This window comes from Mycobacterium sp. E1386, assembly GCF_001672745.1.
In the GTDB taxonomy this organism is placed as follows: domain Bacteria; phylum Actinomycetota; class Actinomycetes; order Mycobacteriales; family Mycobacteriaceae; genus Mycobacterium.
The window spans coordinates 1-22188 of sequence record NZ_LZKH01000141.1; the positions used below are offsets into that span (position 1 = coordinate 1).

A 22188-nucleotide genomic window follows, 5' to 3' on the forward strand; every position below is an offset into this window, starting at 1 on the left:
TGCCCTTCAGATTCACCGGCGCGTCCAAGATCGACCCGAGGACCGAACCCTGCGCGGCGCCGTCCGCGACCGGCCCCCAGATCTCCTCGCGCCTGATGCGCAGGTCGCCGCTGTGCAACTGCGTGACCATCCCCGGCAGCTTGTGACTGTGGATTACCTGCACGGTGACGACCTCGACGGTGTCGTCGTCCCCGGTTTCACCGCCGACCCGCATCGATTCCAGCGTGGCGAGGTCGACACCGGACCCGGCCAGCCGTGCCCGCCAATAGGTCTCGTCCGTGAACGCCCGATGCACCTCTTCAACGCTGCCGTCGTAGTCGGCCGACAAGTCGAATGAACGCGGCATAGCAGGTGAGGCTACCGTTACGGGCCATGAAATCCAGCGATGCCGGTTCAACATTCGCCGGCGCGCATGTCGCCGAGGCGGTCCCGCTCGCGCCGCTGACGACGTTGCGGGTGGGGCCGGTCGCGCGCCGCCTGATCACCTGCGCCAGCACCGAACAGGTGATCGCGACGGTGCGGGAGCTGGACGCCGAAAGCCGTGGGGGAGAACAGGCCCCGGTGTTGGTGTTCGCCGGCGGGTCGAACCTGGTGATCGCCGATATGTGCGCCGACCTGACCGCCGTGCGGTTGGCCAACAGCGCCATCACCATCGACGGCGGCCTGGTGCGCGCGGAGGCGGGCGCGGTGTGGGACGACGTCGTGGTCAGCGCCATCGAGCACGGTCTGGGCGGACTGGAATGCCTGTCCGGGATCCCGGGGTCGGCCGGGGCCACCCCGGTGCAAAACGTCGGGGCCTACGGTGCGGAGGTATCCGACACCATCACCCGGGTCCGGATACTCGACCGCGGCAGCGGGCAGGTGCGCTGGGTGCCGGGCGGCGAGCTCGGCTTCGGCTACCGCACCAGCGTGTTCAAGCGGGCCGCGCCCGAAACCCCTTGGGTCGTACTGGAAGTCGAGTTCGCCCTGGACGCGTCGGGCCGCAGTGCGCCGCTGCGCTACGGCGAACTGGCCGCCGCGTTGGGGTTGAGCGGCGGCGAGCGGGCGGATCCGTCGGCGGTCCGCGAGGCGGTGCTGACGCTGCGGGGCCGCAAGGGCATGGTGCTCGACGCGGACGACCACGACACCTGGAGCGTGGGGTCGTTCTTCACCAACCCGGTGGTCGCGCCCGAGGTGTACGAGCGGCTGGCCGCGAGCGTCCAGGGGCCGGTTCCGCACTACCCCGCGCCGGACGGCGTCAAGCTGGCCGCGGGCTGGCTGGTGGAGCGGGCCGGCTTCGCCAAGGGTTATCCCGACGATCCTGCGGCCCGATGCCGGCTGTCCACCAAGCACGCGCTGGCGCTGACCAACCGCGGCGGCGCCACCGCCGACGAGGTGATCGCGCTGGCCCGCGTCATCCGCGACGGGGTTCGTGATGTGTTTGGTGTCACATTGGAACCCGAGCCGGTCCTGCTCGGGTGCAGGCTATAGCTCCGAATCCTGCCAAAGACCGCACCGGGCCCGATTTGTCGCGGCAGGGTTGGTGGATTTTGCCCGGTATCTTTGACTTTCGTGAACACGTCGCACCGCCCGCCGCCGATCAACCGGCGTGTGGCTTTGGCGACCCTCGGACTGGGGGTTTTCGCCCCCGGCCTGTTGGCCGCGTGTGGCGGCACCACGGGCAAGCAGGCCGAGAAGAAGGAGCAGCCGGCGGCGCAGCTGAAGTTTCAGCCGGCCGATGCGACCGAAAACGTGGTGCCGATCGCGCCGGTCAGCGTCCAGATCAGCGACGGCTGGTTCCAGCACGTGGCGCTGACGAATTCGGCGGGCAAGCCCGTGGCGGGCAAGTTCAACTCCGACCGCACGGTCTACACCACCACCGAGCCGCTGGGCTACGACGCGACCTATACGTGGAGCGGCTCGGCCGTCGGGCACGACGGCAAGGCGATCCCGGTGACCGGCAAGTTCACCACGGTGTCTCCCACCAAGAAGATCGGTGGGGCGTTCCAGTTGGCCGACGGCCAGACCGTCGGGGTGGCGGCGCCGATCATCATCCAATTCGACGCGCCGATCAGCGACAAGGCCGCCGTCGAGAAGGCGCTGACCGTCACCACGAACCCGCCCGTCGAGGGCAGCTGGGCGTGGCTGCCCGACGAGGCGCAGGGCGCCCGGGTGCACTGGCGCACGCGCGAGTACTACCCCGCGGGCACGACCGTCAACGTCGACGCCAAGTTGTACGGCCTGCCATTCGGAGACAGCGCGTACGGGGCCGAGGACATTTCGCTGAACATCCAGATCGGCCGCCGGCAGGTGGTGAAGGCCGAGGTCACCTCGCACCGCATTCAGGTGGTCAGGGACGAGGGCGTCATCATGGACTTCCCGTGCAGCTACGGCGAGGCCGACAAGGCGCGCAACGTCACCCGTAACGGCATCCACGTGGTCACCGAGAAGTACGCCGACTTCTACATGTCCAACCCGGCGGCCGGCTACAGCCATGTGCACGAACGTTGGGCGGTGCGGATCTCCAACAACGGCGAGTTCATCCACGCCAACCCGGCCAGCTCGGGCGCGCAGGGCAACAGCAACGTCACCAACGGCTGCATCAACCTGTCTACCGGCGACGCCGAGCAGTACTTCCAGTCGGCGATGTACGGCGACCCGGTCGAGGTGACCGGCAGCTCGATCCAGCTGTCCTACTCCGACGGTGACCTCTGGGACTGGGCCGTCGACTGGGACACCTGGGTCGCCATGTCGGCGCTCCCGCCTCCCACCGCGCACCCGCCGTCCACGCAGATTCCGGTGACCGCGCCGGTTACGCCGTCGACCGCGCCGAGCCTGTCCGGCACGCCCACGACGGCGACCACCTCCTCGAGCCCGGCGACTAGCCCCGGCGGTTGAACCGGGTGGCCGACGCCTGATCGCGTGGCTTCATGACGATCAGGTCGAGGTCCACGTGGGACGGCCGCGAAGCAACGAAGCCGATCACCTCGGCGACATCGGCAGCAACCAGCGGGGTGAGGCCGGTGTAGACGGCGTCGGCGCGCTGTTGATCGCCGTCGAAGCGAACCAGCGAAAACTCGGTCTCGACCGCGCCAGGCGCGATCTCGGTCAGCCGCACCGGCTTACCCAGCAGCTCGCCGCGCAGCGTGCGGTGCAGCGCTCCCTGGGCGTGTTTGGCCGCCGTGTACCCGGCGCCGCCGTCGTAAACCTCAAGTGCCGCAACCGAAGTCACCGTGACGATCAGGCCGTCGCCCGAGTCGATGAGCTTGGGCAGCAGCGCCCGGGTGACCCGCAGCGTGCCCATCACGTTGGTCTCCCACATCCACCGCCAGTGCTCGAAGTCCGAATCGGCGACCGGTGCCAGCCCGCGGGCACCGCCGGCGTTGTTGACCAGCACGTCCACCCGGGCCAGCTCGTCGGCGAGAGCGGCGACCGCCGCGTCGTCTGTGACGTCAGCCACAATGGCGGTTCCGCCGATCTCCCGTGCCAAGGCGTTGATCCGGTCCGCCCGGCGCGCCACCGCCACCACGTGAAAGCCCTGCGCAGCAAGGGTCTGGGCCGTCGCCTCCCCGATTCCCGAGCTGGCGCCCGTGACCACCGCGACCCGTTCATTCCTGACATTTCCAACCATAGAAACAACCTTAGTGAGCGTGCTAAATTTTCTTCGTGCACCTCAGCGCCCTGTCCAGCACCACCACCACCGCGTGTCTTTGCGCGGCGGGTGCGTGTTGTTGTCGCGCACTTTGCCGCTCCTGACTTTTCAGGTGTGGCCAGTGACGGCCAACAAAAATCGGACAAAGGACGCTCGTGCGCTCGAATACCCTCACCCAGACTCATCATTCGCCCACCCGTGCCAGCTACAAGGGTCACCGGTCGGTGCGTCGTCAGATCGTGCCGCCGGCACTGCACATCGCCGACTCGGCGGCGGCCTCGGTTTTCCGGGCGGTCCGATTGCGCGGCCCGGTCGGGCGTGACGTCATCGCCGGCGTCACCTCGCTGAGCATCGCGACGGTCAACCGTCAGGTCATCGCCCTGCTCGACGCCGGGCTGTTGCGGGAACGCGCCGACCTGGCCGTCTCCGGCGCGATCGGACGCCCACGCGTGCCGGTCGAGGTCAACCACGAACCATTCGTGACGCTGGGCATCCACATCGGCGCGCGGACCACCAGCATCGTGGCCACCGACCTGTTCGGTCGCACGCTCGACACCGTTGAGACGCCGACACCGCTCAGCCCGGCCGGGCCGGCGCTGGCGTCGCTGGCCGAAAGCGCCGCTCGTTATCTGCGGCGCTGGCATCGGCGCCGCCCGCTGTGGGTCGGTGTCGCGATCGGCGGGACCGTCGACAGCGCGACCGGTCACGTCGACCACCCGCGGCTCGGTTGGCGGCAGGCGCCGGTCGGCCCGGTGCTGGCTGACGCGCTGGGACTGCCCGTGTCGGTGGCCTCGCACGTCGACGCCATGGCCGGGGCCGAGCTGCTGCTCGGCATGCGGCGCTTCCTGCCCAGCTCGCCCACCAGTCTGTATGTCTATGCCCGCGAGACCGTGGGCTACGCGCTGGTGATCGGCGGACGGGTGCACTGCCCGGCCAGCGGTCCCGGCACCATCGCGACGCTGCCCGTCCACTCCGAGCTGCTGGGCGGCACCGGCCAACTGGAATCCACCGTCAGCGACGAGGCGGTGCTGGCCGCCGCCCGGCGGCTGCGAGTCCTGCCGTTCGCTTCCCCGAGCCGGCCCAACGCGCCCGCCGCCGGCATCGCCGACCTGCTCCGGCTGGCCCGCGCCGGCAACGAGCAGGCGAGAGAATTGCTGAACGAGCGGGGGCGGGTGCTCGGGGAGGCGGTGGCGTTGCTGCGCGACATGCTCAACCCCGACGAACTGGTGGTCGGTGGCCAGGCCTTCACCGAGTACCCCGAGGCGATGGAGCACGTGGAGGCGGCCTTCGCCGAGCGCTCGGTGTTGCCGCCGCGCGACGTCCGCGTCACCGTCTTCGGAAACCGGGTGCAGGAGGCGGGTGCGGGGACCGTGTCGCTGGGCGGGCTCTACGCCGATCCGCTCGGGGCGATGCGGCGGGCCGGGGCGCTGAATCCGCGGCTGCGCGACGTCGATGTCGACGAGTCTTCCGCTTAGCGCGAAGCCATGTGCTGGGCGTTGCGCTGGTGAACGGAGCTTCCTGGTAAAGATGACAGAGTGCGGCACGACGACGTATTCCGGCTGAAACCGCGCCGCGTCGCCGTATTGGCGGTGCACACCTCACCATTGGCCCAGCCGGGAACCGGCGACGCCGGGGGCATGAACGTCTACGTGCTGCAGACGGCGCTGCACCTGGCGCGGCGCGGCATCGAGGTGGAGATCTTCACCCGGGCCACCGCGTCCGCCGACCCTCCCGTCGCGCGGGTGGCGCCCGGCGTGCTGGTGCGCAACGTGGTGGCGGGGCCGTTCGAGGGCTTGGACAAATACGACCTGCCCACCCAGTTGTGTGCGTTCGCCGCCGGGGTGCTGCGCGCGGAAGCTTCGCACGAACCGGGTTACTACGACATCGTGCACTCGCACTATTGGTTGTCCGGGCAGGTCGGCTGGCTGGCCCGCGACCGCTGGGCGGTGCCGCTGGTGCACACCGCGCACACGCTCGCCGCGGTCAAGAACGCGGCGCTGGCCGCGGGTGACGCGCCCGAGCCGCCGCTGCGCACGGTCGGTGAGCAGCAGGTCGTCGACGAGGCGGACCGCCTGATCGTCAACACCGACGATGAAGCCAGACAACTGATCTCCATCCACCGCGCCGACCCGGCGCGCATCGATGTCGTCCACCCGGGAGTGGATCTCGAGGTGTTCCGCCCGGGTGACCGCCGGGCGGCCCGGGCCGCGCTGGGGTTACCGCTCGACGAGGACGTGGTGGCCTTCGTCGGGCGGATCCAGCCGCTGAAGGCACCCGACATCGTGCTGCGCGCGGCCGCGAAATTGCCGGGCGTGCGCATCGTGGTGGCCGGCGGTCCGTCGGGCAGCGGCATGGCGTCCCCGGACGGGCTGCGGCGGCTGGCCGACGAACTCGGCATCGCGGCGCGGGTGACCTTCCTGCCCCCGCAATCCCGCACGGACCTGGCCACTCTGTTTCAGGCCGCCAGCCTGGTCGCCGTGCCCAGCTACTCCGAGTCGTTCGGCCTGGTGGCCGTCGAGGCTCAGGCGTGTGGGACGCCAGTGGTGGCGGCCGCGGTCGGCGGTCTGCCGGTGGCCGTGCGCGACGGAACCACCGGCACGCTGGTGTCCGGCCACGACGTCGATCAGTGGGCGAACGCCCTGGACCGGGTGCTGCGGCTGCGCGCGCCACAGGCCGAGGCGATGAGGCGCGCGGCCGCCGAGCACGCGGCCACGTTTTCCTGGGACAACACCACCGACGCGCTGCTGGCCAGCTATCGGCGCGCGATCCGCGCCTACACCGCCGAGCGAAGCGGCGTGGGCGCATGACGTCCACCGTCGAGCAGGTGATCGAGGACGCGCTGCGGGCGAGCGGCCTGGAGTACTCGAAACACGAGGGGGCGCACGGCGGCTTGTCCGGCCTGGTGGTGGAACTGCCCGGCGAACGCAAACTCAAGACCAACACCATCTTGAGCGTCGGCGAGCACTCAGTGCGCGTCGAGGCGTTCGTGTGCCGCAAGCCCGACGAGAACCACGAGGGCGTCTACCGCTTTCTGCTCAAGCGGAACCGCCGCCTCTACGGGGTGGCTTACACGTTGGACAAGGTCGGCGACATCTACCTGGTGGGCCGCATGTCGCTGGCGTCGGTGGACGCCGACGAGATCGACCGAGTGCTCGGGCAGGTGCTCGAAGCGGTGGATTCGGACTTTAATACGTTGTTGGAGTTGGGTTTTCGCTCGTCGATACAGAAAGAGTGGGAGTGGCGGGTGTCGCGCGGGGAGTCGCTGAAGAACCTTGAGGCGTTCGCTCATTTGATCGACGAGGACGACGAATAAGCTAGCCGGCATGGGAGACACTGCCACGCTGGTGCTGCTGCGCCACGGCGAGAGCGACTGGAATGCCCTGAACCTGTTCACCGGTTGGGTGGATGTCGGGCTGACCGAAAAGGGCCGGGCCGAGGCGGTGCGCAGCGGCGAGCTGCTGGCCGAGCAGAACCTGTTGCCCGACGTGCTCTACACCTCGTTGCTGCGCCGAGCGATCACCACCGCGCACCTGACGCTGGACGCCGTCGATCGGCTGTGGATCCCGGTGCGGCGCAGCTGGCGGCTCAACGAACGCCACTACGGGGCGCTGCAGGGCCTGGACAAGGCCGAGACCAAGGCACGCTACGGCGACGAGCAGTTCATGGCCTGGCGGCGCAGCTACGACACGCCGCCGCCACCGATCGAGAAGGGCAGCCAATTCAGCCAGGACGCCGACCCCCGGTACGCGAACATCGGCGGCGGCCCGCTGACCGAATGCCTGGCTGACGTGGTGGTCCGGTTCCTGCCGTACTTCACCGACGTCATCGTCCCGGACTTGCGCAGTGGCAAAACGGTGTTGATCGTCGCGCACGGCAACTCACTGCGAGCCCTGGTCAAATACCTCGACCGGATGTCCGACGACGACGTCGTCGGGCTGAACATCCCGACCGGGGTCCCGCTCCGCTACGACCTGGACGCCGACCTGCGGCCGGTGGTGCCGGGTGGCACCTACCTGGACCCGGAGGCGGCCGCGGCGGGTGCGGCGGCGGTTGCCAGCCAGGGACGCGGGTAACGCCGGCCGCGGCGCCATTGCGAGTTTTAAAGGCCTGTTTGCCGAACATCGCGTTAACGGAAGTGGAACACCTGAAGCGCAAAGTGTGACTTGTCCGATTTTGGCCTCGTTCCGCTAGGGCGGCGTTCAGGAAGATTTGTAGGATTTGCTATGTGACTGTGTTCTCGGCGCTGTTGCTGGCCGGGGTCTTGTCCGTGCTGGGGCTGGCCATAGGGGTAGCAGCCGGGACCCGGCTGTCTCCGAAAGCCGCCCGCCGCCGTCAGCGGGCGAGCACCGAATGGACCGGGATCACCGTCGCGCAGATGCTGCAACGCATCGTCGCGCTGATGCCGCTTGGAGTCGCGGTGGTGGATTCCCACCGTGATGTCGTCTACCTCAACGATCGGGCCAGGGAACTGGGCCTGGTGCGCGACCGGCAGCTTGACGACCAGGCGTGGGAGGCGGCCCAGCAGGCGCTGAGCGGGGTCGATGTTGAATTCGACCTGCGGCCGGCCAAACGCGCGGCGGGGCGGTCCGGGCTATCGGTGCACGGGCAGGCCCGGCTGCTTAGCGAAGAGGACCGCCGGTTCGCCGTGGTATTCGCCCACGACCAGTCCGACTATGCGCGCATGGAAGCGACCAGGCGTGATTTCGTGGCCAACGTCAGCCACGAGCTCAAGACCCCGGTCGGCGCCATGGCCCTGCTGGCCGAGGCCCTATTGGCGTCCGCGGACGACCCCGAAACCGTTCGCCGCTTTGCCGAAAAGGTGCTCGTCGAAGCCAACCGGCTGGGGGACATGGTCGCCGAGCTGATCGAGCTGTCCCGGCTGCAAGGCGCGGAGCGGCTACCCAACGTCACCGAGGTCGACGTCGATACCGTTGTGTCCGAGGCGATTTCACGCCACAAGGTGGCCGCCGACAACGCGCATATCGAGGTTCGCACGGATGCGCCCAGCGGCTTGCGGGTGCTGGGCGACGAGACGCTTCTGGTCACCGCGCTGGCCAACCTGGTGTCCAACGCGATCGCCTATTCGCCGCCCGGTTCGCCGGTCTCGATCAGCCGCCGGCGCCGCGGCGACAATATCGAGATCGCCGTCACCGACCGTGGCATCGGGATCGCGTTGGAGGACCAGGAGCGGGTCTTTGAGCGGTTCTTCCGGGGGGACAAGGCACGCTCGCGCGCCACTGGCGGCAGCGGGCTGGGCCTGGCCATCGTCAAACACGTCGCGGCCAATCACAACGGCAGCATCGGCGTGTGGAGCAAGCCGGGGACCGGATCGACATTCACGCTGTCTATTCCGGCCTACACCGACAATGACGAACAACCCGAGCAACCGCAGGGTCGCGACGTGCGGCCCAACAGGTCACAACGAGAGGAAGAACTAAGTCGATGACCAGTGTCTTGATCGTGGAAGACGAGGAGTCGCTGGCCGATCCGCTGGCATTCCTGTTGCGCAAGGAGGGCTTCGAGGCCACGGTCGTAACCGATGGGCAAGCCGCGCTGGCCGAGTTCGACCGTGGCGGCGCCGACATCGTGCTGCTCGATCTGATGCTGCCCGGGATGTCGGGGACCGACGTGTGCAAGCAGCTGCGCGCTCGTTCCAGCGTGCCGGTGATCATGGTGACCGCACGGGACAGCGAGATCGACAAGGTCGTCGGGTTAGAGCTGGGCGCCGATGACTATGTGACCAAGCCGTATTCCGCGCGCGAGTTGATCGCCCGGATCCGCGCGGTGCTCCGCCGCGGCGGTGACGACGATTCCGAAATCAGCGACGGTGTGCTCGAATCCGGCCCGGTGCGGATGGACGTCGAGCGACACGTCGTCTCCGTCAACGGCGACACAATCACGTTGCCGCTCAAGGAGTTTGACCTGCTGGAGTACCTGATGCGCAACAGCGGTCGGGTGCTGACGCGCGGACAGCTGATCGACCGGGTATGGGGCGCTGATTACGTCGGCGACACCAAGACGCTCGACGTCCACGTCAAGCGGTTGCGGTCCAAGATCGAAGCCGACCCGGCCAACCCGGTCCACCTGGTGACCGTGCGCGGGCTGGGCTACAAGCTCGAGGGCTAGACCCAGTCTCTCGATTCGGTCGAAGCGCGGATTATCGCGCCGCCTTGGCGGCCTCGCGATGGCCCTTCTTTTTCGCATGGGTCGAGCAGCAATGCGTCATTTCGCAATGGAACCGGTCGCTGCATTCATGCGAACAATAAATTGACGCGGCCGGAAGCCAATCGGGGTCGGACAAGTCGCGCGGTCGGTCATTGGGATCGAACGTGTGGCCGCAATGCACGCAGGTCCTGACCTTGGTAGCCATGTCGCCAGGGTACGCTCGGCGCCCCTTGATCGGTGCCGATTTCCGCATTCCGCACAATCGCCAGGTGGGCAATTCAACCGACAATTCCCTCCTTCAGCGAATTACTTTTTGAAACTAACTCGGCCGTCGTCCGTTGTTGGTCTCGCCGCGGTTCGACACCACCGGCGCGGTCATTTCCATGAAATCGGCGGTGTGACAGGTCAATAGGCGGTAGATCGGCGGTTCGCGGCGGAATGGCTTGCGGCGCAGGCCGTTCTATCACCGCGACGCCGGCCGGGTGTCCGGGCGGGTACGACGAGCGGCGGCGTGGCCGTGGGCGCGGCCGGGGTGCCGCAGGAATTAATCCGGCGGCGTTGGCGTTCGGGGTAGCCGTGGCGCACGCGACGAAATGCTCGAACAGATGAAGTGCCTTAGCATCGGCCCGTTGGGCAATGGTGATCGGGGGGAACGGTGTTGACGCTGCTCAAGCGGGCATGGGTTCCCGTGGTCGTGGCGGTGGCGGTGATCATCGGCGGCGTCGCGGTGGACCGTCTCAACGGCGTTTTCCCGGGGCCCGGCCTGCCCAAGCCCGATCCGCGGGATGCGACCCCGCCGTACGCCGCCAAGACCGCCGTCTACGAAATCCTGGGGCCACCCGGGACCACCGGCGTCGTCAACTGGATGGATGCCGACGCGCAACCGCAGAAGGCCAACTTCACCACGTTGCCGTGGTCGACGACGATCGTCGCCCAGATGCCCGGCATCTTCGCCTACGTCGTCGCGCAAGGTGACAGCCCCTCCATCGGCTGCCGGATCACGGTCGACGGCAAATTGGTCGATCAACGGCAAGCCGAGACGCGCAATGCGCAGGTCTCCTGCCTGGACAAGTCCGCATGACCGACAACACCAGCGACACCGACGAAATACCCGTCGCACAACCCACGGAAGTCGAGCACAAGCCGCGCATCGCCCGCGCCGTCCGCGTCCTGGCGCTGCCGATCGTCGTCTGCTGGGTGCTGATCGCGGTCGGCGTCAACGTCTTCGTCCCACAGTTGGAGAAGGTTGCCGAGGAGATCTCCGTTCCGCTCTCACCGTCCGACGCACCGTCGGTCACCGGGATGAAGCACATCGGCGAGAAGTTCAAGGAGTACGACTCGGACAACCTCGTCCTGGTCACCCTGGTCGGTGATAAACCGCTCGGCGAGGACGCGCACCGGTTCTACGACGACCTAGTCAAAAAGATCCAGGCCGACCACGAACACGTCGAGCACGCGCTGAACTTCTGGGGACAGCGCTTCACGTCCTCAGGTGTGGAGAGCTACGACCATAAGGCCGCCTACGTCCAGGTCAACCTCAAAGGCGATCAGGGAGGAGCGGTCGGCGACGCATCCGTTGCCGCGGTGCGCAAGATCGTCGCGGACTCCACGCCGCCCGCCGGCGTCAAGGCCTACGTCGCGGGCCAGGGAGCGCTGACCGCCGACGTGATCGTTGTCGGTGACAAGAGCCTGGCCAAGATCACGATCATCACGGTCGTCATCATCGCGATCATGCTGATGTTCGTTTACCGGTCCATCAGCACCGTGTTGCTGACCATGGTGATCCTCTTCGTGGGACTCGCGGCCGGCCGCGGCGTGGTGTCGCTGCTGGGCGAAACCGGCGTCATGGGGTTGTCGACCTTCGCCGTGAACCTGCTGACCTCACTCGCGATCGCGGCGGGTACCGATTACGCGATTTTCATGGTGGGCCGCTACCAGGAGGGCCGTGAACGCGGTCTGGACCGGGAAGCCGCCTATTACGACACCTTCGCCGGTGTCAGCAAGGTGGTCCTGGGCTCGGGTCTGACCATTGTTGGGGCGCTGGCCTGCTTGAAGTTCACTCGGCTGCCTTACTTCAGTTCGCTGGCGTTCCCGTGCGCGATAGGTCTGCTGGTGGTGGTGGCGGCCGGGGTCACGCTGACGCCCGCTCTCATCGCAGTCGCCAGCGGCTTCGGTCTTTTGGACCCCAAGCGCAAGTTCAACTACACCCGGTGGCGCCGCCTGGCGACGGCCATCGTGCGCTGGCCGGCGCCCATCCTCGCCGTTTCCGTCATTCTTGCCATCGTTGGCGCCCTTGGTCTCGCGGGCTTCACCCCGCGCTACAACGACCTCTACTACCTGCCGCATAGCGCCGCCTCGGTGCAGGCCTACGACGCGGCCGATCGGCACTTCACCCAGGCCCGCCTCAACCCGGACCTGCTGATGATCGAATCGGACCACGATCTGCGCAATCCCCGAGACATGCTGGTGCTGGACAAGGTTGCCAGTGCCATCTTCCGGGTGCCGGGCATCGAACGGGTGCAGAGCATCACCCGACCGCTCGGCCCACCGATCGAAGACGGGTCAATTCCGTTCCAGCTCAGCGTGCAAACCGCGCCGATCCGTGACAACCTCAACTACCTGAGAGACCGCGTCGGCGACATCAAGAAGATCACCGGTTTCCTCGACACCCAGATCTCCCTGCTGGAACGCCAGTACGCGATCACCCAGAAGCTCGCCAACGCGACGGACGACAGCGCAAAGACCACGGCGGAGACCGCCGCCATCACCGACGAAATTCGCGACCACATCGCCGATTTCGACGACTTCTGGCGACCGATCCGCAGCTACTTCTACTGGGAGAGGCACTGCTACGACATCCCGATCTGCTGGTCGCTGCGTAGCCTGTTCGATGCCTTGGACGGGTTTGATCAGCTCGCCGAGAAGTTCCACGCCCTCACCGGCGATCTCACCAACACGGCCGCGGCCACGCGCGAATTGTTGGCGATCATTCCGGAGAACATCGCTGTGTCGAAGGCGATCCGGGATACCACGCTGACCATCTACAGCTCGTTCAACAGTCTGATCGACCAGTTCGACCGGCTGACCGACACCAATGCTGTGATGGGTAAGTCGTTCAACGACGCTCGCGTGGAAAGCCTGTTTTACCTGCCGCCGGAGATCTTCCAGAACTCCGATTTCCAGTTCGGGTTGAGCCTGATGGTGTCGCCCGACGGAAAGGCCGCGCGCTTCATCATCACTCACGCCCTAGACCCGGCAACCGCGGAAGGCATCAAGTCCGTCGAGCAAGAGCGCAACGCGGCCAAGGAGGCGCTGAAGCTCACCTCGCTGGAGAACGCCGACATCTACCTCGGCGGCACCGCCGCGACATTCAACGACATCGCCACCGGCGCCTGGTACGACCTGCTGATCGCCGCGGTGGCGTCGATCGTGCTGATCTTCATCATCATGGTGATCGTCACCCGCGCCCTGGTAGCAGCGGGCGTCATCGTCGGCACGATCGTGCTGTCGCTAGGCGCAGCGTTCGGATTCTCGACATTGATCTGGCAACACCTGTGCCACTTCCAGTTGCACTGGGTGGCAACGGAATTCGCGTTGATCGTGCTCTTGGCGGTGGGGTCTGATTACAACTTGATGCTGGTGTCGCGGATCGAGGAGGAAATCGGGGCCGGCCTGAACACCGGACTCATCCGCGGCGTCGGCGTGACGGGCCCGGTGGTGTCCGCGGCCGGTGTGGTGTTCGCCGTGACCATGGCCACGATGCTCTCCAGCGATCTCCGCGCGATCGGCCAGTTCGGCACGACGATCGGGCTCGGCCTGATGTTCGACACCTTCGTCGTCCGATCGCTCATCACGCCGTCGATCATGACCATGATGGGACGCTGGTTCTGGTGGCCGAAGCGGGTCCGGGTCCGCCCGGCCAGCGAGATGCTTCGCTCCGTCGGGCCGCGCCCGCTGGTGCGCGCACTCCTGTACCAACCGCGCCACGCGGCTCCGCCGCAGACGTAGCAGGCGACGCCCACTCGCCGGCGGCGCACCTCGGGGGCCGGACGGGGACGCCGCTTATTTTCACGCCGTTTACCGCAATCGCTGGCGCTCGACCACGGCTGGACTTATTCTATGGTCGTTGAAAAACTATTCTATGACCGTTGGAAACCGCGCTTGCTCGCCGCGGAGAGGAAGCCGACATGGACTTTGCTTCGCTGCCTCCGGAGGTCAACTCCGGACTGATGTATGCAGGACCGGGATCGGGGCCGATGCTGGCGGCCGCCGCGGGTTGGGACGCGTTGGCCGCCCAGCTGGAGTCCACTGCCAGTGGCTACGCGGCCGAGCTGGCGGCGCTGACCGGCCAGGCGTGGTCCGGCCCCTCGTCGCTGCTGATGACGGCGGCGGCCACACCCTATGTGCAGTGGTTGTCCACTGCCGCGGCGCAGGCCGCCCAGACCGGCGTCCAGGCCTACGCGGCAGCGGCGGCCTACGAGGCGGCGTTTGCGATGACGGTGCCGCCGCCGGTGATCGCGGCCAACCGGGCGCAATTGATGGCACTGATCGCGACCAATTTCTTCGGGCAGAACACCCCGGCGATCGCGGCCACCGAAGCCCAATACATGCAGATGTGGGTCCAGGACGCCACCGCGATGTACGGCTATGCGGCCGCGTGTGAGGCCGCCGGCACCCTGACCCCGTTTGATGAGCCGCCGCAGACCACCAACCCCGCAGGTCCGGGCGCCCAGGCCCAGGTGATGTCTCAAACCGCGGGCAACGCCACACAGCAGGTGGTCTCGACCAACGCCACGATGCACACCCTGAGCTCCGCGACCGCCGACACCGTCACGCCCGTGGCTCCGGGCGAAACGGTCTCCGTCCCGGCGGGTGACACCATCGCCATCGGCACCAATACCGGCATGTACGTCAACAGCGGCTCCATCACGATCACGGGGTCCGGAACCGATCTCATCAGCTTCGGCTCCGTTATCGTCAACCCCGGCAGCACCATTCACACGCTGATCGACTGTTCCGAGGGCGGTGTTCTGATCCCGAGCGGCGTTGACGTCACCGCCGACTCCGCCCCACTCGTCCTCACTCCGGGATCGTTCCAGGAGGTGCTGGTTAGCCTCGTGAACGGCTCGGCCACACTTCCCGTTGTCGGCGGGGAACAGGTCGCCATCGAAACGTTCGGGAACACCGCCACCGCCCTCGCCGGCCCCGCCGGCGCTTCCATCACCAACGTGTTCGGCACCGTCAGCGTCGCCACGCTCACCCCCATCCCCGGCCCGTCGGGCGCATTGGGGGCCCCGTTAGGTGTGCTGGCCGGGCCCGGACTTGCCGGCACCGCGGGCATTCAACCTCAGCTCGACGTGGATGGGCTGTTGGAATGGGCGCAAGGCATTTCGGGTGCCGACGTGGCAGCTGCCGCTTCGGGGTAGCAGATCGTGGCAGGAGGGGACATGCGGTGGCCGTTTCACCCGTCGTCCGGGGTCGGCACGCCGTCCGCGGGGGCCGGCGACGCGGCCTCGCTAGGTCCGCTGTCGGTGCCGCGGGCCTGGACCACGATCGCCGGGGAGGTCGAATCAGCGCTGCCCTCAACGGCTTTGAGCGTCGATTCCGCGCCGGGACGCACGTTCCGACAGGCACTGATGGCCACGATCAGCTGCGGGCGCCCACCACTTCGTCCGCCACGCCCAACGCCAGCGCCATGATCGACATCTGCGGATTGACCTCCGGACAGCTCGGCAGGATCGAGGCGTCGGCGACCCATACGCCGTCCACGCCGCGCAACCGCCCGGTCTCGTCGACCGGGCAGAGCTGAGCGTCGACGCCCGCGGCGGCCGTACCGGTCGGATGAAAAGCGGCCAGGTGCAAGCCTTTCGGGTCGCTGCGGCGCAGCGCGTCCTGCAGGGCGGGCAGCGAGGTCACCGTCATCGCGCCCGGTAAACCGGTGAGCACCTCGGTCGCCCCCGCCGCGAACAGCAGCCTGCCCATGGCCTCGATTGCGACGACGAGCTTGGCGATGTCGTCGCGAGAGATGTTGTAGCGCACCAGCGTTTCGCCGCGCACCGAGGACACCGAACCGGCGCCGCGGTCGGCGACCATGGCGCCGAACGTCGCGACACGCGGGGCCCGGTCCAGCCAGCCGAGCAGCTCGGCGCCATAGCCGGGAAAGACCATCGAGCCCATGCCCGGTGGGGTCGAGGTCGCCTCGATCAACACGCCATGCGATTCGTGCAGCTCGTGAACCGCGGCGCTCTGCAGCACCCCGTGCCAGGCGACGACGTCTTCCTCGAAACGCCCGGCCAGCATCGTCGCCGGATGCAGCGCCAGGTTGCGCCCGAGCCGCGGGTGCGCACCGAAGCCGCTGCGCCGCAACAGCCCTGGCGTTTCGGTGGCGCCGGCCGCCACGATGACCGTGTCGGCCAGGACGTCCAGCGCCGTGCCGTCGGCCCGGCGGGCCCGCACGCCCCGGGCGCGCCCATGCCGATGCAACACCCGCTCGACGCGGGCATCGGAGATGATCCGCGCGCCTGCCGCGCACGCCTCGGGCAGCGCGTTGAGGTGAACGCCGTACTTGGCGTTACGGGGGCAGCCGATCGCACACTGGCAACACCCTTCGCAGCCGGGCGCGTTGCGCGGAATGGGCGCCGCCCGCCAGCCCAGGGTGGCGGCGGCATCCAGCAGCAGCCGTCCGTTGCGGCCCATGACCTCCAGCGGCACCGGGGCGACCCGCAGCGTGCGCTCGACGTCGGCGAGGCGCTCGGTCAGTCGGTCGGAATCGGCCAGGGCAAGCCCGAACTCGTCACGCCAGCGCCGCTGCACGGCCGCCGGCGGGCGGTAGCAGGTGCCGGAGTTCACCACCGTGGTGCCGCCGACCGCCCGGCCGATGGGCAGCACCACCGAAGGACGTCCGAGGGCGACGGTGGCCCCGGCGCCGCGGTACAACCCGGCATAGCGGTCGATGGGATGCGTGGTGCGGAATTCCTCGACGGTCCACCGGCGCCCCTCCTCGAGAACGACGACGTCCAGTCCGGCCCGCGCCAGGGTGCGGGCCACCATCGCGCCGCCGGCACCGGAGCCCACAATCACCGCGTCCGCGGTGACGACCGAACGGCTCTCGGCCGAGGGGACGACGTTCAACGTCGCGTCGGGCCGGGCCGTTCCGTGCTCTTTGGCGTGCGAAAGCAGTTCCGGCGCATAGTTTTCCGCGCCGTTGGCCAAGAGCACGACCGCCTTCATGGCCTCGACGGCCGTAGCGGCGTCCGGGCTCAGCGCGGCGACCCGCTGCACCACCTGCGCGCGCCGGTCGGGTCCGAGGCGGGACAGGGACCGGCCGGTGGTGACGTAGCTCGTCGCGGCCAGCGCGAGCATCCCGGCGCGCATCGCGACCCGCGATGTCGTCGGCAGCTGTCGCAGGTAGCGCTCGACGCGGTCGGTCAGCTCGGGCGGTGGCGGGCCGCCGCATTCCTCGGGCAGGAGCGCGCTCCCGAACGACGCGACCAGGTTCATATCACCCGCGCGAGCCGGCGGCCCAGCTTGATGAAGAACGGATAGGTGGCGAAGATCGCGCCCGCCGCGGCATGCAGGGGCCAGTCCGCCTCAGCGGTGTTCACGCTGAAAACCCCGCTGTTCCACATGAAGTCGCGGCCATTGCGGGCGCGGAAGGGCCGCCACAACACCCCCAGTCCGGGGACGTTGTTGTACAACCCGAACGACCCACCGAAGAAGACACCCAGTGTGGCGGCCTCCGCGACATCGCGACGGTCGGCGGGGAGCCGCCGCTCGATGAGCACGCCGGAGGCAAACAGCAGGGGTGGGTCCAGCAGAAAGCTCATGTCGGAATCCTTTCGTTGACGTCGGGTGCCGCGGCACCGCGCAGGCCCACTTCGGCGTGCCCGGTGCCCAGCACCGACCAGTGCCGGTCATCGATCTCGATGTGGACGTCGGCCTGTTCGGTGTTGGTGCACACCGCCTTGCCGCCGTCGGGATCGGTGTATTGCAGGCTCACGCACCGCTCCGCCGGCTGGTCGATCCGGATGAGCACCCGGCGACCGCCGATGCGTCCCTCCAGCTGCCAGTGCGCCAGACCGAGCGTCGTCCGCATCCGCAGTGACGGCAGCCGGCTTGCGGGCCAGTCCTTTCCGTCGATGCGAAACCGGATGAACGCCAGCGGTGCCAGCCTGTTCAGGCCCGGCTTGTGCGACACGGCGGTGACCGCTTCGCACACGTCACCATTGCCGAGGTCGGCATGGACCCATCCCCAGCGCTTGGCATTGCCGTGGCCGTAGATGTGGGCGACGCCGCCGCGCCACCCCTCGATGCGCGCGGCGGCGTCGTTGACGGTCAGTGAGCCGGTGAAGTCGGCGGTGGGGGCGAGGACGACCTGGGCGCCCGGCAGCAGCTCGCGCTCCCAGGCGGCGCGGGGAAACGTCCACAGCGGTGCGCCGGTGTCGGCCCACGACAGATCCCAGGCGAGTGATCCGGCGCGTCCGCTCAGCCGTTCGTCGCCCACGCGGACGCCGTCGGCGTCGAACCACCAGGGGCCGGTCGCCGGACGAGCGGGCACTGGTCCGAACCGCTCGGTGCGGGGTGGCCCGTCGGGGGCGAACCAGGTGGCCCAACCGTGCGCGTAGGCATCCTCGGCGCGGGACAGCGGGGCCACCGTCTCGCAGTGCACCCACAGCCCGGCGCGGGTCACCGGATCCGAGAGGGTGGCGTACCAGACTTCCAGGCGCCCGGCCTTGCCGCGCCAGCGCGGGGCCACTGCCGATCGCATCTCGCCGTCCATGCCTCACCTTCCGTGGATCCGTCCACTATATTGGTTGAGCCAATGAACCAGTCAAGTCCGCTGCGCCCGCCCGACCGCCAACGCGTCGATGAACAGATCGCCGCGTCCATCACCGACGCCATCCTCGACGGCGCGTTTCCGCCCGGTTCGGCCTTGCCGCCCGAGCGCGAACTGGCCGAACAGCTCGGCGTCAACCGCACGTCCCTGCGGCAAGGTCTGGCCAGGCTGCAGCAGATGGGTCTGATCGAGGCCCGGCATGGCAGCGGCAACGTGGTCGCTGACCCGCAGGCGCTCACCCACCCCGCGGTGGTCGAGGCGCTGGTCCGCAGACTGGGCCCCGAGTTCCTGGTGGAGCTGTTCGAGATCCGGGCCGCCCTGGGCCCGTTGATCGGCCGGTCGGCCGCGCGGCGCGGTGCCCCCGGGGATGCCGAGGCCCTACGTGCCGCGTTGGCCGCGGTCCGCGAGGCCGACAGCGCCGCCGCGCGCCAGGCCGCCGACCTCGCCTACTTCCGGGTGCTCATTCATCACAGCCGCAACCGCGCGCTCGTGTTGCTGTACCGCTGGGTCGAGCACGCCTTCGGCGGCCGCGAGCATGACCTCACCGCCGCCTATGACGACGCCGCGCCGGTGGTCGCCGGCCTAAGTGCCATCACCGACGCCGTGCTGTCGGGCGACGAGGCTGCGGCCGCCGCTGCGGTGGAGGAATACCTGCGCGCCAGCGCACAGCGAATGATCTTGTCTTACAGCAAGACTGAGGCTACTCGGCGAGGCGAGTCGCTGGATGGACCGCGATGAGCCCCAGCTTGCTGCGGCGCTTGCACATCGCCGCCAGCTCCGCATAGGCCTTGGCGCCGAGCAGCTCGGTGAGCTCGTCGGCCATGCTCTCCCACACCTGCTTGGCGCCGACATGGGCGCCCGGGTCGCCGGTGCAGTACCAATGCAGATCGGCACCCCCGGAACCCCAGCCGCGCCGATCGAATTCGGTGACAGTGGTTTTGAGGATTTCGGTGCCGTCGGGCCGCGTCACCCACTCCTGGCTGCGCCGGATGGGCAACTGCCAGCAGACGTCGGGCTTCATGGTCAACGGCGCGACGCCCAGCTTGAGGGCCTTGCTGTGCAGCGCGCAACCGACGCCGGCGGGGAAGCCGGGCCGGTTCAAGAAGATGCAGGCGTCCTTGTGTTTGCGGGTGCGGTACTGGGGCTGTCCGTCGTGCTCATCGAGCTCCAGATATCCCTTGCGGCCCAAGCCCTTTTCGCGGAACTGCCAGTCTTCGTCGGTCAGCTGCTGCACGGCGTCGTCGAGCCGGGCGCGGTCGTCGTCGTCGGATAAGAACGCCCCGTGCGAGCAGCATCCGTCGTCCGGCCGTCCCTCAACCGTGCCGTGGCAGGCGGGCGTGCCGAACACGCATGTCCAGCGTGACAGCAGCCAGGTGAGGTCGGCCGCGATCAGGTGCTCGGGATTGTCCGGGTCGTAGAACTCCACCCACTCACGAGCGAAGTCGAGTTCGACCTCGTGCCCAGGCTCCGGATAGGGATTCGCCACGGGTCCACGTTAGTCGACGATTCCGGCTCTTCGGCCCGCTGACACTCGGGGCCCGACGGTGCAACATCGGCAACCTCCACAGCGGGCCGCATCGTTGCCGACTAGGTTGTTTCCCGTGCGATTGGGCGTACTCGACGTGGGCAGCAACACGGTGCATCTGCTGGTGGTTGACGCGCACCGTGGTGGGCATCCCACGCCCATGAGTTCGACCAAGGCCACCCTGCGCCTCGCCGAGTCCATCGACAGCTCGGGCAAGATCACCAAGCGCGGCGCCGAGAAACTTATCTCCACCATCGACGAGTTCGCCAAGATCGCGGACAGCTCGGGCTGCGCCGAGCTGATGGCCTTCGCCACGTCCGCGCTGCGCGACGCGGTGAATTCCGACGACGTGCTGAGCCGCGTCCGCAAAGAAACCGGTGTCGAGCTGGAGGCGCTCAGTGGCGTCGACGAGTCGCGGCTGACTTTTCTGGCCGTGCGCCGCTGGTACGGGTGGAGCGCGGGGCGGATCATCAACCTCGACATCGGCGGCGGCTCGCTGGAAATGTCCAGCGGCGTCGACGAGGAGCCCGAGGTTGCCCTGTCCCTGCCGCTGGGTGCCGGCCGCTTGACCCGCGAATGGCTGCCCGACGACCCGCCCGGCCGGCGCCGGGTGGGGATGCTGCGGGACTGGCTGGACGCCGAGCTCGCCGATTCCGCAGTGACCGTGCTGGAAGCCGGCGCCCCCGACCTGGCGGTGGCGACGTCGAAGACGTTCCGCTCCCTGGCACGGCTCACCGGCGCGGCGCCGTCGGCGGCCGGACCGCGGGCGAAAAGGACGCTCACAGCAAACGGCCTCAGGCAACTCATATCTTTCATCTCTAGGATGACGACCGCTGACCGGGCCGAACTGGAAGGGGTGAGCGCCGAGCGGGCGCCGCAGATTGTGGCGGGCGCGCTGGTGGCGGAGGCGAGTATGCGAGCGCTGTCGATCGAATCGGTGGATATCTGCCCGTGGGCATTACGGGAAGGTCTCATCTTGCGCAAACTCGACAGCGAAGCCGACGGAACGCCCCTCATGAGGCGGTCCGTGCGCGATGCTGGAGGCCAGGCAGGTGATCGGGACGGGAACCGATCGAGAGGCGACAAAGCATGACCGGACCACATTCCGAGACCGAGAGCCCCGGCACTCGGCCAATTTCGGTGGCCGAACTTCTGGCCAAGAACGGAACCATCGGTGCCCCTGCGGTCACGCGTCGGCGGCGCCGGCGGCGCGGCGACAGCGACGCGGTGACCGTCGCCGAGCTGACCGGCGAGATTCCGGTCATCCGGGACGACGACGAGGACCCCCGGACCGCCGAACGGCCCACCGCCGAACCCGTCGTTGCCGCCCCCGAGCAGCAAACCGAAGACAAGCCGGCCACCGCTTACTGGTCGCAGCCGGAGCCGCGCTGGCCCAAGTCGCCGTCGCAACCCAGGAAGGCGGCGGGGCCTGAGCGCAGCGCGTACCCGCGTCCCCTGAGCCACGTCGAGGCGGGGGAGACCAACGGCACCGGGCAGTCGGGCGCCGAGGGCATGAATCCCGACCCGCTGGATCACTACAGCGATCTCCCGGTGGACGTGATGGATTCGGAGGTGCGCGACGCCGAGCCCGTCCTGGAGGACTCCGCATACGTGCGTTCCTTCCTGCGGACCGAGACCGACGAGGCCGAAGACGACGCCGACCCGCTGGCCACCGGATTCGTCGGGGACGAGGAGCGCGAGCTCCACGAGGAGACCGGGCGCGCGGACGCGGCCACCGACATTCACCCGGCACAGGGCAGGCTCGAGTCGCTGTGGCGCGGCAGCTTGGTCGTATTCCAGTCCATTCTGGCCGTCGCCTTCGGCGCGGGATTGTTCGTCGCCTTCGACCAATTGTGGCGCTGGAACAGCATCGTGGCCTTGGTGCTCTCGGTGCTGGTGATCCTGGGACTGGTCGCCGGCGTTCGGGTGGTGCGCAAGACCGAGGACATCGCCAGCACGCTGATCGCGGTCGCGGTGGGGTCACTGATCACCCTGGGCCCGCTGGCGCTGTCGCTGCAGTCGGGCTAGGCG

At 68.3% G+C, this 22188-nt stretch carries 22 protein-coding genes; 15 read left to right on the forward strand and 7 right to left on the reverse strand.

Annotated features, from left to right (window positions below; all coding sequences use genetic code 11):
• On the reverse strand, window positions 1-346 hold a 346-nt coding region (locus A5709_RS14640; RefSeq protein WP_067944775.1), incomplete at its 3' end, for a DUF2505 domain-containing protein.
• 26 nt (window positions 347-372) lie between these two features.
• Between A5709_RS14640 and A5709_RS14645 the strand changes: the two genes are divergently transcribed.
• Window positions 373-1470 (forward strand): UDP-N-acetylmuramate dehydrogenase, encoded by a 1098-nt coding sequence (locus tag A5709_RS14645; protein WP_068120477.1) that lies wholly within the window; start codon window positions 373-375, stop codon window positions 1468-1470.
• Window positions 1471-1503: 33 nt separating this feature from the next.
• On the forward strand, window positions 1504-2877 hold the full coding sequence (locus A5709_RS14650; protein ID WP_369827336.1) for an Ig-like domain-containing protein: 1374 nt from the start codon (window positions 1504-1506) through the stop codon (window positions 2875-2877).
• Here A5709_RS14650 and A5709_RS14655 read toward each other — a convergent pair.
• Entirely contained in the window at window positions 2861-3610 is a 750-nt protein-coding gene (locus A5709_RS14655) for an SDR family NAD(P)-dependent oxidoreductase (protein ID WP_068011774.1), read from the reverse strand. The two genes, A5709_RS14650 and A5709_RS14655, sit on opposite strands and share 17 nt — an antisense overlap.
• Before the next feature lie 245 nt (window positions 3611-3855).
• On the opposite strand from A5709_RS14655, the gene A5709_RS14660 reads away from it, so the two are divergent.
• The 6 genes from A5709_RS14660 (at window position 3856) to regX (ending at window position 9757) form a co-directional block, all read left to right on the forward strand.
• Entirely contained in the window at window positions 3856-5106 is a 1251-nt protein-coding gene (locus A5709_RS14660; RefSeq protein ID WP_197520150.1) for an ROK family transcriptional regulator, read from the forward strand.
• 60 nt (window positions 5107-5166) lie between these two features.
• Window positions 5167-6438, forward strand: coding sequence for a D-inositol-3-phosphate glycosyltransferase (gene mshA / locus A5709_RS14665; protein ID WP_068120482.1), 1272 nt, complete (start codon window positions 5167-5169; stop codon window positions 6436-6438).
• Entirely contained in the window at window positions 6435-6944 is a 510-nt protein-coding gene (locus A5709_RS14670) for a YbjN domain-containing protein (RefSeq protein WP_068120483.1), read from the forward strand. Before mshA ends, A5709_RS14670 begins: the two co-directional genes overlap by 4 nt.
• Window positions 6945-6954: 10 nt before the next feature.
• Window positions 6955-7704 (forward strand): phosphoglyceromutase, encoded by a 750-nt coding sequence (locus tag A5709_RS14675; RefSeq protein ID WP_067944768.1) that lies wholly within the window; start codon window positions 6955-6957, stop codon window positions 7702-7704.
• Between the two features lie 152 nt (window positions 7705-7856).
• Window positions 7857-9077 (forward strand): cell wall metabolism sensor histidine kinase WalK, encoded by a 1221-nt coding sequence (locus A5709_RS14680; protein ID WP_156673382.1) that lies wholly within the window; start codon window positions 7857-7859, stop codon window positions 9075-9077.
• Window positions 9074-9757 carry a two-component sensory transduction protein RegX gene (gene regX, locus A5709_RS14685; RefSeq protein ID WP_007167631.1) on the forward strand — a complete coding sequence of 228 codons (684 nt, stop codon included), beginning with the start codon at window positions 9074-9076 and terminating at the stop codon, window positions 9755-9757. The genes A5709_RS14680 and regX overlap by 4 nt, the downstream gene beginning before the upstream one ends.
• Before the next feature lie 31 nt (window positions 9758-9788).
• On the opposite strand, the gene A5709_RS14690 is transcribed toward regX, so the two are convergent.
• Window positions 9789-10001: a ferric uptake regulation protein gene (locus tag A5709_RS14690; RefSeq protein WP_067944766.1), complete on the reverse strand. Its 213-nt coding sequence runs from the start codon at window positions 9999-10001 to the stop codon at window positions 9789-9791.
• A gap of 453 nt (window positions 10002-10454) precedes the next feature.
• Here A5709_RS14690 and A5709_RS14695 point away from each other — a divergent pair, with 453 nt between their 5' ends.
• From A5709_RS14695 to A5709_RS29270, 4 genes are all read left to right on the forward strand, one after another.
• Entirely contained in the window at window positions 10455-10877 is a 423-nt protein-coding gene (locus A5709_RS14695) for an MmpS family transport accessory protein (protein ID WP_197520151.1), read from the forward strand.
• Window positions 10874-13804, forward strand: a complete 2931-nt coding sequence (locus A5709_RS14700; protein ID WP_068120485.1) for an RND family transporter — start codon at window positions 10874-10876, stop codon at window positions 13802-13804. The genes A5709_RS14695 and A5709_RS14700 overlap by 4 nt, the downstream gene beginning before the upstream one ends.
• Window positions 13805-13983: 179 nt before the next feature.
• A complete protein-coding gene (locus A5709_RS29160) occupies window positions 13984-15222 on the forward strand; it encodes a PPE family protein (protein WP_082974037.1) in 1239 nt (412 codons plus the stop codon).
• A 21-nt stretch (window positions 15223-15243) separates the two neighbouring features.
• Window positions 15244-15495, forward strand: a complete 252-nt coding sequence (locus A5709_RS29270; RefSeq protein ID WP_082953509.1) for a hypothetical protein — start codon at window positions 15244-15246, stop codon at window positions 15493-15495.
• Here the strand turns inward: A5709_RS29270 and A5709_RS14715 are convergent.
• The 3 genes from A5709_RS14715 to A5709_RS14725 are packed head-to-tail and all read right to left on the reverse strand — an operon-like array spanning window position 15443 to window position 18575.
• Entirely contained in the window at window positions 15443-17296 is a 1854-nt protein-coding gene (locus A5709_RS14715; protein ID WP_068120488.1) for a GMC family oxidoreductase N-terminal domain-containing protein, read from the reverse strand. The two genes, A5709_RS29270 and A5709_RS14715, sit on opposite strands and share 53 nt — an antisense overlap.
• Entirely contained in the window at window positions 17293-17622 is a 330-nt protein-coding gene (locus A5709_RS14720; protein ID WP_068120490.1) for a hypothetical protein, read from the reverse strand. Before A5709_RS14720 ends, A5709_RS14715 begins: the two co-directional genes overlap by 4 nt.
• Window positions 17619-18575, reverse strand: coding sequence for a hypothetical protein (locus tag A5709_RS14725; RefSeq protein WP_068120496.1), 957 nt, complete (start codon window positions 18573-18575; stop codon window positions 17619-17621). The genes A5709_RS14720 and A5709_RS14725 overlap by 4 nt, the downstream gene beginning before the upstream one ends.
• Window positions 18576-18617: 42 nt before the next feature.
• Between A5709_RS14725 and A5709_RS14730 the strand changes: the two genes are divergently transcribed.
• On the forward strand, window positions 18618-19370 hold the full coding sequence (locus A5709_RS14730) for a FadR/GntR family transcriptional regulator (protein ID WP_068120498.1): 753 nt from the start codon (window positions 18618-18620) through the stop codon (window positions 19368-19370).
• On the opposite strand, the gene A5709_RS14735 is transcribed toward A5709_RS14730, so the two are convergent.
• Entirely contained in the window at window positions 19333-20118 is a 786-nt protein-coding gene (locus tag A5709_RS14735; protein ID WP_067944758.1) for a hypothetical protein, read from the reverse strand. The genes A5709_RS14730 and A5709_RS14735 overlap by 38 nt on opposite strands.
• 115 nt (window positions 20119-20233) lie before the next feature.
• On the opposite strand from A5709_RS14735, the gene A5709_RS14740 reads away from it, so the two are divergent.
• Both A5709_RS14740 and A5709_RS14745 read left to right on the forward strand, forming a co-directional pair.
• Window positions 20234-21250, forward strand: a complete 1017-nt coding sequence (locus A5709_RS14740; protein ID WP_067944757.1) for a Ppx/GppA phosphatase family protein — start codon at window positions 20234-20236, stop codon at window positions 21248-21250.
• Window positions 21247-22185 (forward strand): hypothetical protein, encoded by a 939-nt coding sequence (locus A5709_RS14745; protein ID WP_067944756.1) that lies wholly within the window; start codon window positions 21247-21249, stop codon window positions 22183-22185. The genes A5709_RS14740 and A5709_RS14745 overlap by 4 nt, the downstream gene beginning before the upstream one ends.
• The last annotated feature ends 3 nt before the right edge of the window (window positions 22186-22188 follow it).

Coding starts and splice junctions, on each gene's coding strand:
- A5709_RS14645 (WP_068120477.1), top strand. CDS start 373: ATGAAATCCAGCGATGCCGGTTCAACATTCGCCGGCGCGCATGTCGCC.
- A5709_RS14655 (WP_068011774.1), bottom strand. CDS start 3,610: ATGGTTGGAAATGTCAGGAATGAACGGGTCGCGGTGGTCACGGGCGCC.
- A5709_RS14670 (WP_068120483.1), top strand. CDS start 6,435: ATGACGTCCACCGTCGAGCAGGTGATCGAGGACGCGCTGCGGGCGAGC.
- A5709_RS14675 (WP_067944768.1), top strand. CDS start 6,955: ATGGGAGACACTGCCACGCTGGTGCTGCTGCGCCACGGCGAGAGCGAC.
- regX (WP_007167631.1), top strand. CDS start 9,074: ATGACCAGTGTCTTGATCGTGGAAGACGAGGAGTCGCTGGCCGATCCG.
- A5709_RS14690 (WP_067944766.1), bottom strand. CDS start 10,001: ATGGCTACCAAGGTCAGGACCTGCGTGCATTGCGGCCACACGTTCGAT.
- A5709_RS14700 (WP_068120485.1), top strand. CDS start 10,874: ATGACCGACAACACCAGCGACACCGACGAAATACCCGTCGCACAACCC.
- A5709_RS29160 (WP_082974037.1), top strand. CDS start 13,984: ATGGACTTTGCTTCGCTGCCTCCGGAGGTCAACTCCGGACTGATGTAT.
- A5709_RS29270 (WP_082953509.1), top strand. CDS start 15,244: ATGCGGTGGCCGTTTCACCCGTCGTCCGGGGTCGGCACGCCGTCCGCG.
- A5709_RS14715 (WP_068120488.1), bottom strand. CDS start 17,296: ATGAACCTGGTCGCGTCGTTCGGGAGCGCGCTCCTGCCCGAGGAATGC.
- A5709_RS14720 (WP_068120490.1), bottom strand. CDS start 17,622: ATGAGCTTTCTGCTGGACCCACCCCTGCTGTTTGCCTCCGGCGTGCTC.
- A5709_RS14725 (WP_068120496.1), bottom strand. CDS start 18,575: ATGGACGGCGAGATGCGATCGGCAGTGGCCCCGCGCTGGCGCGGCAAG.
- A5709_RS14730 (WP_068120498.1), top strand. CDS start 18,618: ATGAACCAGTCAAGTCCGCTGCGCCCGCCCGACCGCCAACGCGTCGAT.
- A5709_RS14745 (WP_067944756.1), top strand. CDS start 21,247: ATGACCGGACCACATTCCGAGACCGAGAGCCCCGGCACTCGGCCAATT.